Annotated in this window: 14 protein-coding genes; 7 read left to right on the top strand and 7 right to left on the bottom strand. The window is 66.0% G+C overall.

The annotated features are described in order from the left end of the window. Positions 1-13 precede the first annotated feature (13 nt). A complete protein-coding gene (locus QXK92_RS03810) occupies positions 14-964 on the bottom strand; it encodes a GlxA family transcriptional regulator (protein WP_306240329.1) in 951 nt (316 codons plus the stop codon). Between the two features lie 110 nt (positions 965-1,074). Between QXK92_RS03810 and tpx the strand changes: the two genes are divergently transcribed. Next, entirely contained in the window at positions 1,075-1,572 is a 498-nt protein-coding gene (gene tpx, locus QXK92_RS03805; RefSeq protein ID WP_306240328.1) for a thiol peroxidase, read from the top strand. 2 nt (positions 1,573-1,574) lie between these two features. Here the strand turns inward: tpx and QXK92_RS03800 are convergent, their stop codons facing one another. From QXK92_RS03800 to QXK92_RS03780, 5 genes are all read right to left on the bottom strand, one after another. Continuing rightward, positions 1,575-1,727: a hypothetical protein gene (locus tag QXK92_RS03800; RefSeq protein WP_306240327.1), complete on the bottom strand. Its 153-nt coding sequence runs from the start codon at positions 1,725-1,727 to the stop codon at positions 1,575-1,577. Between the two features lie 107 nt (positions 1,728-1,834). After that, positions 1,835-3,484: an AMP-binding protein gene (locus QXK92_RS03795; protein ID WP_306240326.1), complete on the bottom strand. Its 1,650-nt coding sequence runs from the start codon at positions 3,482-3,484 to the stop codon at positions 1,835-1,837. Positions 3,485-3,486: 2 nt separating this feature from the next. Next, positions 3,487-4,539 carry an acyl-CoA dehydrogenase family protein gene (locus QXK92_RS03790; protein WP_306240325.1) on the bottom strand — a complete coding sequence of 351 codons (1,053 nt, stop codon included), beginning with the start codon at positions 4,537-4,539 and terminating at the stop codon, positions 3,487-3,489. Then, positions 4,540-5,769, bottom strand: coding sequence for an acyl-CoA dehydrogenase (locus tag QXK92_RS03785; protein ID WP_306244178.1), 1,230 nt, complete (start codon positions 5,767-5,769; stop codon positions 4,540-4,542). A gap of 13 nt (positions 5,770-5,782) precedes the next feature. Continuing rightward, positions 5,783-6,733 carry an enoyl-CoA hydratase gene (locus tag QXK92_RS03780; RefSeq protein WP_306240324.1) on the bottom strand — a complete coding sequence of 317 codons (951 nt, stop codon included), beginning with the start codon at positions 6,731-6,733 and terminating at the stop codon, positions 5,783-5,785. A 228-nt stretch (positions 6,734-6,961) separates the two neighbouring features. Here QXK92_RS03780 and QXK92_RS03775 point away from each other — a divergent pair, with 228 nt between their 5' ends. Genes QXK92_RS03775 through QXK92_RS03750 form a run of 6 tightly spaced genes read left to right on the top strand, consistent with a single transcriptional unit; the run spans position 6,962 to position 14,093 of the window. Beyond that, complete coding sequence (locus tag QXK92_RS03775; RefSeq protein WP_306240323.1) at positions 6,962-8,071, top strand: LLM class flavin-dependent oxidoreductase; 1,110 nt, start codon at positions 6,962-6,964, stop codon at positions 8,069-8,071. A 23-nt stretch (positions 8,072-8,094) separates the two neighbouring features. Further along, on the top strand, positions 8,095-10,620 hold the full coding sequence (locus tag QXK92_RS03770) for an FAD-binding oxidoreductase (protein WP_306240322.1): 2,526 nt from the start codon (positions 8,095-8,097) through the stop codon (positions 10,618-10,620). Positions 10,621-10,627: 7 nt separating this feature from the next. Continuing rightward, entirely contained in the window at positions 10,628-11,695 is a 1,068-nt protein-coding gene (locus QXK92_RS03765; protein WP_306240321.1) for an alpha/beta fold hydrolase, read from the top strand. Between the two features lie 2 nt (positions 11,696-11,697). Continuing rightward, on the top strand, positions 11,698-12,210 hold the full coding sequence (locus QXK92_RS03760) for a flavin reductase family protein (RefSeq protein WP_306240320.1): 513 nt from the start codon (positions 11,698-11,700) through the stop codon (positions 12,208-12,210). Then, a complete protein-coding gene (locus tag QXK92_RS03755; protein ID WP_306240319.1) occupies positions 12,207-13,277 on the top strand; it encodes a 3,4-dihydroxy-2-butanone-4-phosphate synthase in 1,071 nt (356 codons plus the stop codon). The genes QXK92_RS03760 and QXK92_RS03755 overlap by 4 nt, the downstream gene beginning before the upstream one ends. 45 nt (positions 13,278-13,322) lie before the next feature. Further along, complete coding sequence (locus QXK92_RS03750; protein WP_306240318.1) at positions 13,323-14,093, top strand: glucose 1-dehydrogenase; 771 nt, start codon at positions 13,323-13,325, stop codon at positions 14,091-14,093. A gap of 3 nt (positions 14,094-14,096) precedes the next feature. Here the strand turns inward: QXK92_RS03750 and QXK92_RS03745 are convergent, their stop codons facing one another. Beyond that, positions 14,097-15,275: a TetR/AcrR family transcriptional regulator gene (locus tag QXK92_RS03745; protein ID WP_306240317.1), complete on the bottom strand. Its 1,179-nt coding sequence runs from the start codon at positions 15,273-15,275 to the stop codon at positions 14,097-14,099. Between the last annotated feature and the right edge of the window lie 33 nt (positions 15,276-15,308).

Raw genomic sequence — 15,308 nt, 5'->3', positions numbered from 1 at the left:
CACAAATTTCCTTTCAGGCGAATGCTTTTCGGTACTGGTCAGGCGGGATGCCGACCCGTCGGATGAAGTTGCGCCGCATGGTTTCCGCGGTGCCGAAGCCACAGCGGGAGGCGATCGCCACCACGGTGTCGTCGGTCTCCTCCAACTGCCGGCGGGCCGCTTCGGTGCGCACCCGCTCGACGTACTGCCCGGGCGCCTCACCGACCTCCTCGGTGAAGATGCGGGTGAAATGCCGCGGACTCATCGCCGCCCGGCGGGCGAGTTCCTCGACGCTGTGCGCGCCGCCCGGTTCGGCTTCGATGGCTTCCTGCACATCGCGGATGGACGGCCGTTTCGCGCGCGGCATCCATACCGGTGCGGCGAACTGCGTCTGCCCGCCGGGGCGGCGCAGATAGAGCACCAGCCATCGGGCAACCGTCTGGGCAACTTCGGTGCCGTGGTCGTCCTCAACCAGGGACAACGCGAGGTCGATGCCGGCGGCGACGCCGGCGGCCGTCCAGACCCGTTCGGAACTGCGGATGAAGATGGGATCCGGGTCGACCTCGATTTTCGGGAACTCAGCGGCCAGCTGCTCGGCGAAGGCCCAGTGCGTGGTGGCGCGATGCCCATCCAGCAATCCGGCTTCTGCGGCCAGAAACGCACCGGTGCATACGGTGACGACGCGACGCGCGGTGTGGGCGATCGCTGTGATCCAGTCCAGGAGTTGAGCATCGGCCCGCGCGGCCTCGACCCCGAAGCCGCCCGGCAACACCACGGTGTCGACGTCTTCGTGCGGGTCCGGCAGCACTGCGGCGCTGAAACCCAGTCCGGCCGGCGTGGTGACGGGTTGCCCGTCGCGGGCGGCCACGACTACCTCATAACCGCCCCCGGTGAGCAGCGACGCACCGGTGAAGACCTCATAGGGCCCCACCACGTCGAGCGCCTGGACCCCGGGAAAGCCGGCGATCACGACCTTGCGAGCCATGCACACAGTCTTGGCCACGGCAGGCGATGGCGTCTAGGCCATACATCCCACGAATCAGGACATCGGACCTACTCGCAGGTGGCGGCGAGGGCCTTTGGCAGACTGTCCCCATGGCACAGATAACTTTGCGCGGAAATGCGATCAACACCGTCGGCGAGCTTCCGGCCGTCGGATCTCCGGCCCCCGCCTTCACGATGACCGGCGATGATCTGAGCCCCTTCGGCAGCGACCAATTCAACGGTAAGCCGGTGCTGCTGAACATCTTTCCGTCCATTGACACACCGGTGTGCGCCGCCAGCGTGCGTACCTTCAACGAGCGCGTCGCGGGCAGCGGTGCATCGGTGGTCTGCGTGTCCAACGACCTGCCGTTCGCGCAGAAGCGGTTCTGTGGCGCCGAGGGCATCGACAACGTCAGCGTGGCGTCGGCGTTCCGGGACAGCTTCGGCCAGGACTACGGCGTCACCATCGTCGACGGTCCGATGGCCGGGCTGCTGGCCCGGGCGGTCGTGGTGATCGGCGCCGACGGCAAGGTCGCGCACACCGAACTGGTGCCGGAGATCGCGCAGGAGCCCGATTACGATGCGGCGATCGCCGCGCTCGGCACCTAGCCTCAGCGTCCCGGGTAGTCCACAGATACGGCGGCGCGCGGCGCCAGGGGCGCTTGTGCACTGACCGGGCAGCCGGCCAGCATCATCCCTCCCGTCACGGTCATCACCAAGGCGAGCACCGCGCGGACGATCCGTACTCTATTTCTGTCACTCATGGCTTGCTCCAAGGCCGGCAGAACGTCGCAATGGCAGCGAGGTTAGCGCTGAATCGCGGCGGCGGGAAGTACCTTGCGGCGAAAATTGTTGCCGTGCAGCTGATTCGCTAGCGTTCACTGTCAACGGGTTTGACATTTTCCATCCCTGAGCCCACCAGTTGGGCCGCATGTACACGCAAGTCGACTTTGCGGACTTTCCCCGTCGCAGTCATCGGGAACGCGTCGACGATGTGGACGTAACGGGGGATCTTCTGGTGCGCGATCCGCCCGGAACAGAACTCCCGCACTGTCGCGGCGTCCAGCGCCGTCCGGCCCGGACGCATCACGATGCATGCGCAGACTTCTTCGCCATACCTGTCGTCGGGCACGCCGACCACCTGCACGTCCTCGACGTCGGGGTGCGTGTGCAGGAAGTCCTCGATCTCCCGTGGTGACAGGTTCTCGCCACCACGGATGATCATGTCCTTGCTGCGCCCGGTCACCACGCAGTAGCCGTCCTCCCGCATGACGCCCAGGTCGCCGGTGTGCATCCAGCCGTCGTCGTCGACAGCGTCACGGGTTCGCTCCTCGTCGCGCCAGTAACCCAGCATCACCGAGTAGGCGCGGGTGCACAGTTCGCCGGTCTGTCCGCGCGGCACGATCCGGCCGGTGTCCGCGTCGATCACCTTGACCTCGACGTGGGGATGCACCCGGCCCACCGTCTCGGTACGGCGCTCCAGGTCATCATCGACCGCGGTCTGGCAGGACACCGGTGATGTTTCGGTCATCCCGTAGGCGATCGACACCTGCGGCATGTGGAGTTCGTCGATGCAGCGCTTCATCACCCGCACGGGGCAGGATGCACCGGCCATGATCCCGGTGCGCAGTGACGACACGTCCCGGCCGGCGAGGTCCGGGTGGTTGAGCAGGGCGATGAACATCGTCGGCACGCCGTACAACGCGGTGCACCGTTCGCGTTCGACCGCCCGCAGCGTCGCCGCGGCATCGAACCCCGGGGACGGGATCACCATGGTGGCGCCGTGGCTGGTACAGCCGAGATTGCCCATCACCATGCCGAAGCAGTGGTAGAACGGCACGGGTATGCACAACCGGTCTGCCGGTCCGAGCCCGATCTGCTCGGTGACGAAGAACCCGTTGTTGAGGATGTTTCGGTGCGACAAGGTGACCCCTTTCGGGGAACCCGTTGTGCCGGAAGTGTATTGGATATTCACCGGATCGTTTGGTCGCAGGCCGGTCATCCTGTCCCGCAGTCTGGCACCGTCCGTCTCGGCCGCCCGCCCTAGCAGCCGCTCCCAGTCGCCGGTGCCCAGGAACACGACGTCGGTCAAATCCTCTGCCTGCGAACGCACTTCGCCGAGCATGCGCCGATAGTCGGATGTTTTGAACCTGGCGGCCGATACGAGCAGACGCGTGCCCGATTGACGCAACACATGGGACAACTCGTGGCTGCGATACGCCGGGTTGATGCTGACCAGGATGGCGCCGATTTTGGCGGTCGCGTACTGCAGAACGGTCCACTCCGGGCAGTTTGGGGACCAGATGCCGACCCGGTCGCCGCGCTCGACGCCGGTGGCCAGCAGAGCCAGGGCCAGTCGGTCGACCTCGGCGTTGAATTCGGCATAGGTCCAGCGCCGCCCGCTCGCCACGTCGACCAGCGCCTCGATGTCAGGGTAGGTGCGCGTGGTGTGCTCGAGGTTGGCGCCGATGGTGTCCTCGATTAGCGGGATGTCGGCCGGGCCGGCCGCGTAGGAGTCCACCGCTAGAGTCCCGCGCGGTCGGCGAGCAGGGCGCGGTGGTGCGCGCCACTGCCCAACAACGCCGCTGTGGTGGTGGCTCGGCGGAAATAGAGATGCAGGTCGTGCTCCCAGGTGAACGCGATGCCGCCGTGAATCTGGATCGCCGAGCCGGCGCACTGTACGAATGTGTCGGCGGCCTGCGCCTTGGCCAGCGGCGCGGCGATGTGCAACTCGTCCCCTGCCGTCGCGCTCATCGCGGCGTACATCACCGCCGCACGGGTCGCGTCGATTTCGATCATCATCTCGGCACAGGCGTGTTTAACCGCCTGAAACGACCCGATCGGCCGGTCGAATTGCGTTCGGCGGCAGGCGTAGTCGACCGCCATGTCGAGGCATGCTTCCGCTCCGCCGAGCATCTCGGCGGCCAGCAGAACCCGCGCGACGTCGACTGCCCTGTCGAAGTCGCCGGGGTTGCCCGCAGCCAGGGATTCGGCAGGGGCTTGCGAGAGTCGCAACCGTGCGACGGGGCGGGTGAGATCGAACGAGGGCAGTCGCTCGACAACCACCCCCGGCGCGTCGGCTCGCACGATGTGCGGAGTGACAACGCCATCGCGGCGGGCCGGCACGACGAACAGGTCGGCGACATGACCGTGCAACACCGGGCCGCATTGCCCGGTGAGCAGGCTGTCACCTACCGCATCCGCCACCTCCGGGCCGAAAGCCGCAAACGCCGCAACCCGTTCGCCGGACAGCAGCCCGGGCAGCACGGTCTTGCGCTGTTCCTCGTCGCCGGATCGCAGAATCGCCTCTATCGCAAATGCATTCGCCGCGAACGGGACTGGTGCCAGAGTTCGGCCCAGTTCGGTGCAGGCGATCGAGGTTTCGACGAGAGTGGCTCCCGCGCCGCCATACTCTGCGGGAACGTGCAGCCCGGGCAGTTCCAGTTCACCGCACAGGCGCCGCCACATCTCGCCGTCGTGGCCGTCGGCCGAGCGCAGATCCGGCGCCTGATGACCCAGGAAGGCACGCAGCGCCGCACGGAAGTCGTCGTGTTCGGTGCTGTACTGGAAATCCATTCAGCACACCCCCTCCCCGCGTGGCTCCCGCGGCAGCCCGAGCAGCCGCTCGCCGATCACATTGCGCTGGATCTGTGAGCTGCCGGCGTAGATTGTCGCGGCACGCGAATACAGCAGCTCGTCCATCCAGCACGAGGGGGAGTTGGGCGTGCCCGCCTCCGGCACCACCCGGGCGCCGCCGTTGCCGGGACCCGAGGGGCACAGCGCGTCGAGTCCGAGAATCTCGACGGCCAGATCGTTGTAACGGCGGAAGTATTCGCTCCAGATCACCTTGCTGATCGCGGCGTCGGCGCCGGGCAACTGCCCGCGCAGCGACTGGGTGAGGCCGCGGTAGCCGCGATAGCGCATGATCTGGACGCGGGAATAGCACCACGCCAACGCATCCCGGATACGCGGTTCGGTGTTCACGCCGCGTTGCCGGGCCAGTGCGCACAGCCGATCCAAATCGCGGCCGAACTCGATCGCGACCGTGGTGACGGCGGATCCGCGCTCGAAACCCAGCAGGGTCATCGCGGTCGGCCAGCCGTTGCCGACACCGCCCAGCACATTGCCCGACGCTGTGCGGACATCGGTGAGGAAGACTTCGCTGAAGGACGAGTCGCCGGCCGCGTTGACGATCGGTCGCACTGTGACCCCGGGTTGGTCCATCGGAACCAGCAACAGCGACAGGCCCTGATGTTTGGGCAGGCGCGGGTCGGTGCGCGCCAACAAAAATATCCAGTTCGCTGTCGTCCCCGCAGATGTCCAGATCTTCTGTCCGTTGATCACCCATTCATCCGCATCCAGCACGGCACGGGTTCGCACCGCCGCCAGGTCCGACCCGGCCTCGGGTTCGGAAAAACCCTGGCACCAGCGGTCTTCACCGGAGAGGATGCGCGGCAGAAATCGAGCCTTCTGCTCGTCGGTGCCCAGTGCGATGAGCGTGTTGCCCAGCAGGTCGATGCCCAGCAGGTCGTTCTCCGCGCGCTCGGGAGCCCCGGCGCAGGCGAACTCCTCGGCCAGCACCACCTGTTCGAGGGGGGACAGGCCACCACCGCCGTACTCACGGGGCCAGGACACCGCGACCAATCCGGCGCGGGCAAGCTCCTGCCGCCACTCGCGCGCGAACGCCTCCCGCTCGCGGGCCGCCAGCGCACCGGGCCCGCGCCAGTCGGGGGGCAGGTGCTCGCCGAGAAAGGCGCGAATCCGGTTGCGAAACTCCTCCGCCTCGGGCGGGTAGGTGACATCCACGCCGGGCCCCGCGTCAGGGTTGCCGCTTGTCCGCAGCCCGGATTTCCGGCGCATCGCGCCAGTCCTCGAGCCCGTACTCGACGGTTCCATAGGAAAGCTTTCCGCCCGTCACCTCACCCCAGTGCGCATGGTTGAGCTGGTGGATCTTGAAGCAACCGTCCAGCGCGGTGGTGAATCCCATGGCGTCGACGGTCTGATTGACCGACTCCTTGATCAGCAGCGCCGCCATCGTCGGCACCTTGGCGACCCGCCGCGCGAACGCGATGGTGCTGTCCGCCAGATCATCGGCAGGGAAAACCTTGCTGACCATGCCGAGCCGGTGCGCTTCGTCGGCTCCGATCGAATCCCCGGTCAGCAGCAGCTCCTTGGCCTTGCGCGGCCCGAACTCCCACGGATGGCCGAAGTATTCGACCCCACACATGCCCAACCGGGTGCCGACCACGTCGGCGAAGACCGTGTCCTCGCTCGCGACGATGAGATCGCAGCACCACGCCAACATCAGACCCGCCGACAGGACGGTGCCGTGCACCTGAGCGATGGTGATTTTGCGCAGGTTGCGCCACCGTTTGGTGTTTTCGAAGTAGTAGTGCCACTCCTGACGGTTGCGCGACTCGACGCCGCCGAAGGTTCCGCCGTTGCATCGATAAGTGGGGTGCTGGCCGGGTCCCGCGGTGCGTTCGCGCACGTCGTCGGACGAGCCGAGGTCGTGTCCGGCCGAGAAACCAGGGCCGGCACCGCGCAGGATCACCACCCGAACCGTGTCGTCGGCCTCCGCGAGCTCGAACGCCGCGCCCAGTTCCACCAGCAGTCCGCGGGTCTGGGCGTTGCGCTGCTTCGGGCGGTCGAGGGTGATGATCGCAATCAGCCCGTCGTCGCACGTCTCGTAGCGGATGAAACGGAAGTCTCCGACGGGACGCTCCCCGTTGGACCGGTGATCGACCGGACCGATCCCGGTGACACTCATGGCTACTCCTTGCTGCCGACTGCGTGACGTGTGCGAGGCTACGCGGAAGTTCCGCATTATGTCCATAGCCAATACGCCATTTCTGGACATCATGGTCAGCGAATTACCAAGCAAAAAGCATCTTGTGTACAACGAAGTATCTTGCTAGTACTGTGTTATACCTAGATACGAGCCAACCGCGGCGCGCCGGAATCCCGGCCCGGGTACACACGACAAGAAGGGTTAACGATGGAGATCGGAATCTTCCTGATGCCGGCCCACCCACCGGAGCGCACTCTGTACGACGCGACCCAGTGGGACCTCGACATCATCGAGCTGGCCGACCAGCTCGGGTATGTCGAAGCCTGGGTGGGTGAACACTTCACCGTGCCGTGGGAGCCGATCTGCGCGCCCGATCTGTTACTGGCCCAGGCGCTGTTGCGCACCAAGCACATCAAGCTCGCGCCCGGTGCCCACCTGCTGCCGTACCACCACCCGGTCGAATTGGCGCACCGGGTGGCGTATTTCGACCATCTCGCCCAGGGCCGCTTCATGTTGGGCGTGGGCGCCAGCGGCATCCCCGGCGACTGGGCCCTGTATGACGTCGACGGCAAGAACGGCGAGCACCGCGAAATGACTCGCGAGGCACTGGAGATCATGCTGCGAATCTGGACCGAGGACCAGCCGTGGGAACACCGCGGAAAGTACTGGAACGCCAACGGGATTGCGCCGATGTTCGAAGGGCTGATGAAACGCCACATCAAGCCGTTCCAGAGTCCACACCCGCCGATCGGGGTCACCGGTTTCAGCGCCGGCTCCGAAACGCTGAAGCTGGCAGGCGAACGGGGTTATCTGCCAATGAGTTTGGACCTAAACACCGAATACGTCGCCACCCACTGGGATGCGGTGCTGGAGGGGGCCGAGCGCAGTGGGCGCACCCCGGACCGCCGCGACTGGCGCCTGGTGCGTGAGGTGCTGGTGGCCGAAACCGATGAGCAGGCATTCCGTTACGCCGTGGACGGCGCCATGGGCCGGGCCATGCGCGAGTACACGCTGCCCACCTTCCGGATGTTCGGCATGACCAAGTTCTACAAACACCACCCGTCGGTGGCCGACGACGACGTGACCGCGGAATACCTGGCCGAGAACACCTTTGTGGTCGGCTCGGTGGAGACCGTCGTGGACAAACTCGAAGCCACCTACGACCAGGTCGGCGGGTTCGGCCACCTGTTGGTGCTCGGGTTCGACTACCGGGACGACCCGGGGCCGTGGAAAGAGTCACTTCGCCTCCTGGCGGAAGAGGTCATGCCGAGACTCAACGCCCGCATCGCCAGGAAACCGGTGGCCTTGGTCGTCTAGCGCACTCTAGGAAGGGCACCGCAATGTCGATTCCAACGTCGATTCGCCAAGTCACCGTCAATTACGCGGACGGAACAGCCAGGACAATGCCCGTGCGGGCGGACCAGTCGATACTGGATGCCGCCGAAGAACACGGTGTTGCCATCGTCAACGAATGCCAGAGCGGCATCTGCGGCACCTGCGTGGCCAGTTGCCCCTCGGGGCAGTACGAGATGGGGCGCACCGAGGGCCTGTCCGACGTGGAGCGTGCGGCACGAAAGATATTGACGTGCCAGACATTTGCCACCTCGGACTGCCGCATCGAGCTGCAGTACCCGGCCGACGACAACGCCGCGCACCTGGTCGCCGGCGACGGTGTGGTGACCGGCGTCGAGCTGGTGTCGTCCAGCACTGCCATCCTGACAGTTGACGTCTCCGGGCTGGGCACGCCGGTGCGCTATAAGGCCGGCCAGTTCGCACAGCTACAGGTGCCCGGCACCGACACCTGGCGGAACTACTCGTACGCCCATCCCGACGGCCGCTCTGAACTGGAGTTCATCATCCGGTTGCTGCCCGACGGCGTCATGTCGAACTATCTCCGTGATCGCGCCAAGCCCGGCGACCGAATCGCCATGCGTTGCAGCAAGGGCAGCTTCTACCTGCGTCCGGTCGCGCGACCGGTGATTCTTGTCGCCGGGGGCACGGGTCTGTCGGCGATCCTGGCTATGGCAGGCAGTCTGTCGCCGGACACCACCCAACCGGTCTATCTGCTCTACGGGGTCACTGCGGCCGATGATCTGTGCAAGCTCGACGAACTCACCGAGTTGCGGCGTCGCGTCGCCGCCCTCGAGGTGCACGTCATCGTCACGAACTCGGACGCCGGCTGGGACGGGCGAACCGGGATGGTGACCGACCTGCTCGACGAACGGATGCTGGCCGGCGGCGATGCCGACGTCTATCTGTGCGGTCCGGCAGCGATGATTGAGGCTACTCGAAGATGGCTGGACGACAACGGTTTCCAGCGCGTCGGTCTCTACTACGAGAAGTTCGTTCCCAGTGGCGCCGCCCGCCGGCGCGCCCCGTCGCGCCTGGACTACGCAGCCGTGGACATCGGTGAGGTACGCCGGCGCGGCCGCGGCACCGCGGTCGTGATCGGCGGCAGCATCGCCGGCATCGCGGCGGCAAAGGTGTGCAGCGAAACCTTCGAACGCGTCATCGTGCTGGAGAAGGACGACCCACACCGCCGCCGCGAAGGCAGACCGGGTGCCGCGCAGGGCTGGCATCTGCATCACCTGCTCACCGCCGGGCAGATCGAGCTGGAGCGATTCTTTCCCGGCATCGTCGACGACATGGTCCGCGAGGGCGCGTTCAAGGTCGACATGGCAGCCCAGTACCGGATCCGGCTGGGCGGCTCGTGGAAGAAGCCCGGCACGAGTGACATCGAAATCGTCTGCGCCGGCAGGCCACTGCTGGAATGGTGCGTACGGCGCCGGCTGGACGACGAACCGCGCGTCGACTTCCGTTACGAATCCGAGGTCACCGACCTGGTGTTCGACCGTGAGAACAATGCCGTCATCGGCGTCGCCGTCGGCTCTGAATCCGAGGTGATCCCAGCGGAGTTCGTCGTCGACGCATCCGGCAAGAACACTCGGGTGCCGGAATTCCTGGACCGCATCGGAATCGGCGCCCCCGAAGTCGAGCAGGACATCATCAATTGCTTCTACTCCACGATGCAGCACCACGTTCCACCCGAGCGGCAGTGGCAGGACAAGGTCATGGTGATCTGTTACGCGTATCGTCCGTTCGAGGACACGTACGCGGCGCAGTATTACATCGACAGCAGCCGCACGCTGTTGTCCACCTCGCTGGTGGCCTACAACTGCTATTCGCCACCGCGGACCGCCAAGGAGTTCCGCGAATTCGCCGATATCATGCCGTCGCCGGTAGTGGGGGAGAACATCGACGGTCTGGAACCGGCCTCACCGATCTACAACTTCCGCTACCCGAACATGCTGCGGCTGCACTACGAGAAGAAGCGCAATCTGCCGCGCGCCCTGGTGGCCGTCGGTGACGCCTACACCAGCGCTGACCCAGTGTCGGGCCTGGGAATGAGCTTGGCGCTCAAGGAAGTCAGGGAGATGCAGCTGCTGCTGGCCAAGTACGGACCAGGGCATCGGGACCTGCCTCGCCGCTACTACCGGTCGATCGCCAAGATGGCCGACACCGCCTGGTTCGTGATCCGCGAACAGAACCTGCGGTTCGACTGGATGAAGGACGTGGACAAGAAGCGCCCGTTCTACTTCGGCGTGCTGACCTGGTACATGGACCGCCTGCTGGAGCTGGTGCACGACGACCTCGACGCCTACCGCGAGTTCCTTGCCGTGGTCCACCTGGTCAAGCCACCACTGGCACTGATGAAACCGGGCATCGCCGGACGCGTCATCGGCAAGTGGGTTCGCACCAGGCTCTCGGGGGAGAAGACCCTGATCGCCCGAAACTACGAAAACCGTTCGATACCAACTCAGCCCGCCCACGAGTTGGTTGGCGCGGCCGCAGGTGACGGACATTAAGGGAGACGTGAGCATGCTGCATCGGATCTTGAATTGCCGGGGCACCCGGATCCACGCGGTGGAGGCCGGCCCCCAGGATGCCGGGGCGCCGCTGGTGGTGCTGATTCACGGCTTTCCAGAGTCGTGGTACTCATGGCGCCACCAGATTCCTGCTCTGGCCGCCGCCGGTTACCGGGTGGTTGCCATCGATCAACGCGGCTACGGACGTTCGTCGAAGTACTTCCTGAACTCCGCCTACCGCATTCACGAACTCGTCGGCGACATCGTCGGCGTCGTTGACGCCTACGGCGCGGACACCGCATTCGTCGTCGGGCACGACTGGGGCGCACCGGTTGCCTGGACCTTCGCCTGGCTGCATCCACAGCGGTGCGCCGGTGTGGTCGGCATCAGCGTTCCCTTTGCCGGGCGCGGCGTGATCGGGCTGCCGGGCAGTCCTTTCGGCGAACACCGTCCCAACGACTACCACCTGGAACTGGCCGGCGAAGGGCGGGTCTGGTACCAGGATTACTTCTCCGCACAGGACGGCGTCATCGCCGAAATCGAAGAAGACGTCCGGTCCTGGCTCCTCGGCCTGACCTACACGGTCTCCGGTGACGGGATGATCGCGGCGACCAAGGCCGCCGTCGATGCCGGCGTGGATCTGGCCGCCATGGACCCGATCGACGTGATCCGTGCGGGCCCGCTCTGCATGGCCGATGGCGCGAAACTCAAAGACGCGTTCGTCTATCCCGAAACCATGCCGTCCTGGTTCACCGACACCGACCTCGACTTCTATGCAGCGGAGTTCGAGCGCTCCGGCTTCGGCGGGCCGTTGAGCTTCTACCACAACATCGACAACGACTGGCACGACCTCGCAGACCAGGAAGGCAAACCGCTCACGCCACCGGCTCTGTTCATCGGCGGACAGTACGACGTCGGCACCACCTGGGGAGCCGAGGCCGTGGAGCGGGCGGACGAGGTCATGTCGGACTTCCGCGGCACCCACATGGTCGCCGATGTCGGTCACTGGATTCAGCAGGAAGCACCCGAGGAAACCAACCGGTTGCTGCTGAACTTCCTTGACGGAGTCCGCTAGTCATGGTCGAGCTGACGGCCGATCGTCTCGACGGCACCGCGCTGCGCCGGGCCTTCGGTTGTTTCCCGTCCGGGGTGGTCGCGCTCTGCGCTGCCGAGAACGGGGTCCCGGTCGGCATGGCCGCCAGTACTTTCACGGCGGTATCTCTTGAGCCCCCGCTGGTATCGGTCTGCATTCAGCGAAGTTCGACGACGTGGCCGCGGCTACGGGAGCGGCCATTCCTGGGCGTCAGTGTGCTGGCCGAGGGACACGACGACGCATGTATCAGCCTGTCCCGCAAGACCGGAGACCGGTTCACCGGAGTGCCGTGGATCGAGTTGCCCAGCGGGGCGGTGGTGGTCCACGGATCCGCGGCCCGGCTCGACTGTTGCCTGCGCGACGAGATCCCGGCCGGCGACCACCTCATCGCCTTGCTCGAAATCCGTTCGCTGTGCGCCGATCCCGGCACCCCGCCGCTGGTCTTCCACGGCAGCCGATTTCACCGACTTGCAACTGCTGGGGGAGAAAGCACATGAAGACCACCGACGTGCGAGTGCGGCGTGCGATCACCGCGATCGCGGCCGGACAACCCGTCGTGCTCACCGACGGCACCGACGGTGACGGTTTTCTGGCATTCGCCGCCGAAGCAGCCACGTCGAGCCTGCTGCACTTCGCGGTCCGCCACACCTCGGGCTATGTCCGAGTAGCGTTGCCGGGCAACGAGTGTGAGCGACTGCAGCTGCCGCCGATGTGTCATGGCGACAGTCCGGACTGCGTATCGGTCGACGTACGTGGAACGGGCACCGGCATCTCTGCGGCAGACCGGGCGAAAACCATTGCGGCACTGGGCTGTGCTGCTACCGTCGGCTCGGATCTGCAACGCCCGGGCCACGTCGTTCCGGTGCAGGCCAACGCAGACGGGGTGCTGCGACGGCGCGGCGCCGCCGAGGCCGCCGCCGACCTGGCGCGGCTGGCCGGCCGGAGGCCTGCGGCCGGCTTCTGTGAGATCGTCTCCCGCCGCGACCCCGTGCAGGTCGCCCGTGGTGGCGAGTTGGTCGAGTTCGCACTCGAATACGGGCTCGCGGTGGTCTCCATCTCCGAACTGGTGGCCTACCGGCGGCGGACCGAACCTCAGGTGGTGCGGCGTGCCGAAGCCGTATTGCCGACCTGGGCCGGGGATTCCCGGGTGCTCGGCTTCCGGGGCGTCCATGACGGAGGCGAGCATCTCGCGGTGATCATCGGTGCCGCGGATGCGGGCGTGCCGGTGCCGTTGCACGTGCACGTCGAGTGCCTGACCGGCGATGTGTTCGGCTCCAAAGCTTGTCGATGCAGTGGTGAACTCACCAGTGCACTCAACAGAATGTCGGCACAGGGCAGCGGGGTCGTACTGTACCTGCGCCCGGCCGGACCGCCGCGCGCCTGTGGCCTGTTCGCACGTGACGAATCCGCTGACCCCACCGCGGAAACCGTCGCCTGGATGCTGCGCGACCTCGGGGTATATGCCCTCAAACTCGCCGAGGACATGCCAGGATTTGGGCTGGTGCTGTTCGGGGCGATCCGTGAGCACGGCGTGGATGCCCAACCGTGGGCAGCGGCCGGCTGAGAACCGAAGTAAGGCACAAAGAAGACATGAGGCAAAAAGAAGCACATGACGCATAAAGACCTGGCCGGCAAAGCGGCGATCGTCACCGGGGCGGGCGCAGGCATTGGCCTGGCGGTGGCGCAACGGCTTGCCAGCGAGGGCTGTCAGGTGCTCTGCGCGGACATCGACGCCGCGGCAGCCGAAACCGCCGCGACGAAAATCGGTCATGGTGCCGTCGGTCATCAAGCCGACGTCAGCGATGAAGAGCAGGTTATCGCCATGGTCCAGGCGTGCGTCACGTTGTTCGGCGGTGTGGACAAGCTCGTCGCCAATGCCGGTGTCGTTCATTTCGCTTCGCTCATCGACACCTCGGTCCAGGACTTCGACCGCGTCATCGGGATCAATTTGCGTGGGGCCTGGCTCTGCACGAAACACGCAGCGCCACAGATGATCAAGCGCGGAGGCGGAGCGATCGTGAACATGTCGTCGCTGGCCGGACATATCGCGGTGGGCGGGTCCGGCGCGTATGGCATGTCCAAGGCCGCGATCAGCCATCTGAGCCGGATCACGGCCGCCGAGTTGCGTTCGTCCAACATCCGCGCCAATGCGCTGTTGCCCGCCTTCGTCGATACTCCGATGCAGCAGACAGCGATGACGATGTTCGACGAAGCACTCGGCGAGGGCGGTGCCCGCAGCATGATCGGCCGACTGCAGGGCCGGATGGCAGCACCCGAGGAGATGGCCAGCATCGTGGCCTTCCTGCTCTCCGACGACGCGTCGATGATCACCGGAACCACCCAGATCGCCGACGGCGGAACCGTCGCCGCGCTGTGGTGAAGCTCAGGACCGGCTGGTCAGGATGGACAGTGCGATCGCGGTGATCTCATCGGCAACCCCGGAATAGCGGGTGAGATGCCATGTGCGAGCGACGTCTTCGATAAAACTGATTGCCGCGGCGACCAACAGCCGGCCCTCGACGACGGTCGGTGCGGGGATCAGATCGATCCACACCGACTCACGGTCAGCCTGGTTACGCAGGTAGCTCTCCCGCACTTCGGGGGAGGCGTAGGACAACTCTGTGACGCAGACCGCCACCAGATCCGGCGCGTCCAGACTGATCCGGACATGGCCCTCCACCAGCCGCCGTAGACGGTGCGCCGCTTCCGATTCCGCGCGCAACGCGCGGATGGCCTCCAGGCTGCGCCACTCGTCGAGGCGGCGGATCAGCGCGTCGAGGATCGCCTGCTTCGAGGAGAAGGAACGGTACAGTCCCGGGCCGGCGATACCGGCGCCCTTGGCGATCTCGCTGGTGCTGACCGCGGGATATCCCTGCGCGCGAAACAGCCGCGCGCCGGTGGCCAGCAGCGTTTCATAACGCGAGAACAACACGTCCACAACGGTGTCGGCCTCGAGCGGTTGCAGCCCGGCGACCGGAGGTGTCCGCGCCGCAGCCATACAGGCGTCATAGAGCAGGGTTCTGAGGTCCTCGGCGGGCAGTGTCAGATTGTGCCGGCCCAGGCTCGTCAGGGTGCTGGACACCGCCCAAGCCCGCAGCTCGGAATGCCGCGGGCTCAGTCCGGGTACCTCCAGCAGGACGCTTTCGCGCATGCCGGCGACGATCGCGTTGATTCGCCGGCGCACCTGAGCGCGGTCATCTTCGTTCAGATACCGCGCCTCTCGCTGCCACAGCACCGTCAGCACCCGGGAAGCCACGGCCGCGGCAATCAGATCTGGCAGGTCGATGCCCAGCGGCCGGGGCTCGGGCTCTGACTCACCATCGCTGAGCCGGCGCGCACTCTGGTACTGATCCTGTCCTGTCCGGATCGCCTCGGCGAGCAGGGCCTGCTTGTTGTCGTAATGCCGGTACAGCGCGCGGGCGGTGACGCCGGCAGCCTCCGCGATGTCCTCCAGCTTGACCGAATGGAAACCACGGTCGATGAACAGGCGGACAGCCTGGTCGAGGATCTGCTGCTTACGGTCTTTGGGTCGGCGGCGCACGGGCTGGACGGCGGTCTCCATCAAGCCGAACCCCTTTCTGCGCCGCGGGACTTC

The sequence above is a fragment of the Mycobacterium sp. TY815 genome (genome assembly GCF_030755135.1).
In the GTDB taxonomy this organism is placed as follows: domain Bacteria; phylum Actinomycetota; class Actinomycetes; order Mycobacteriales; family Mycobacteriaceae; genus Mycobacterium.
This window is presented reverse-complemented; position numbering and strand designations above follow the sequence as displayed.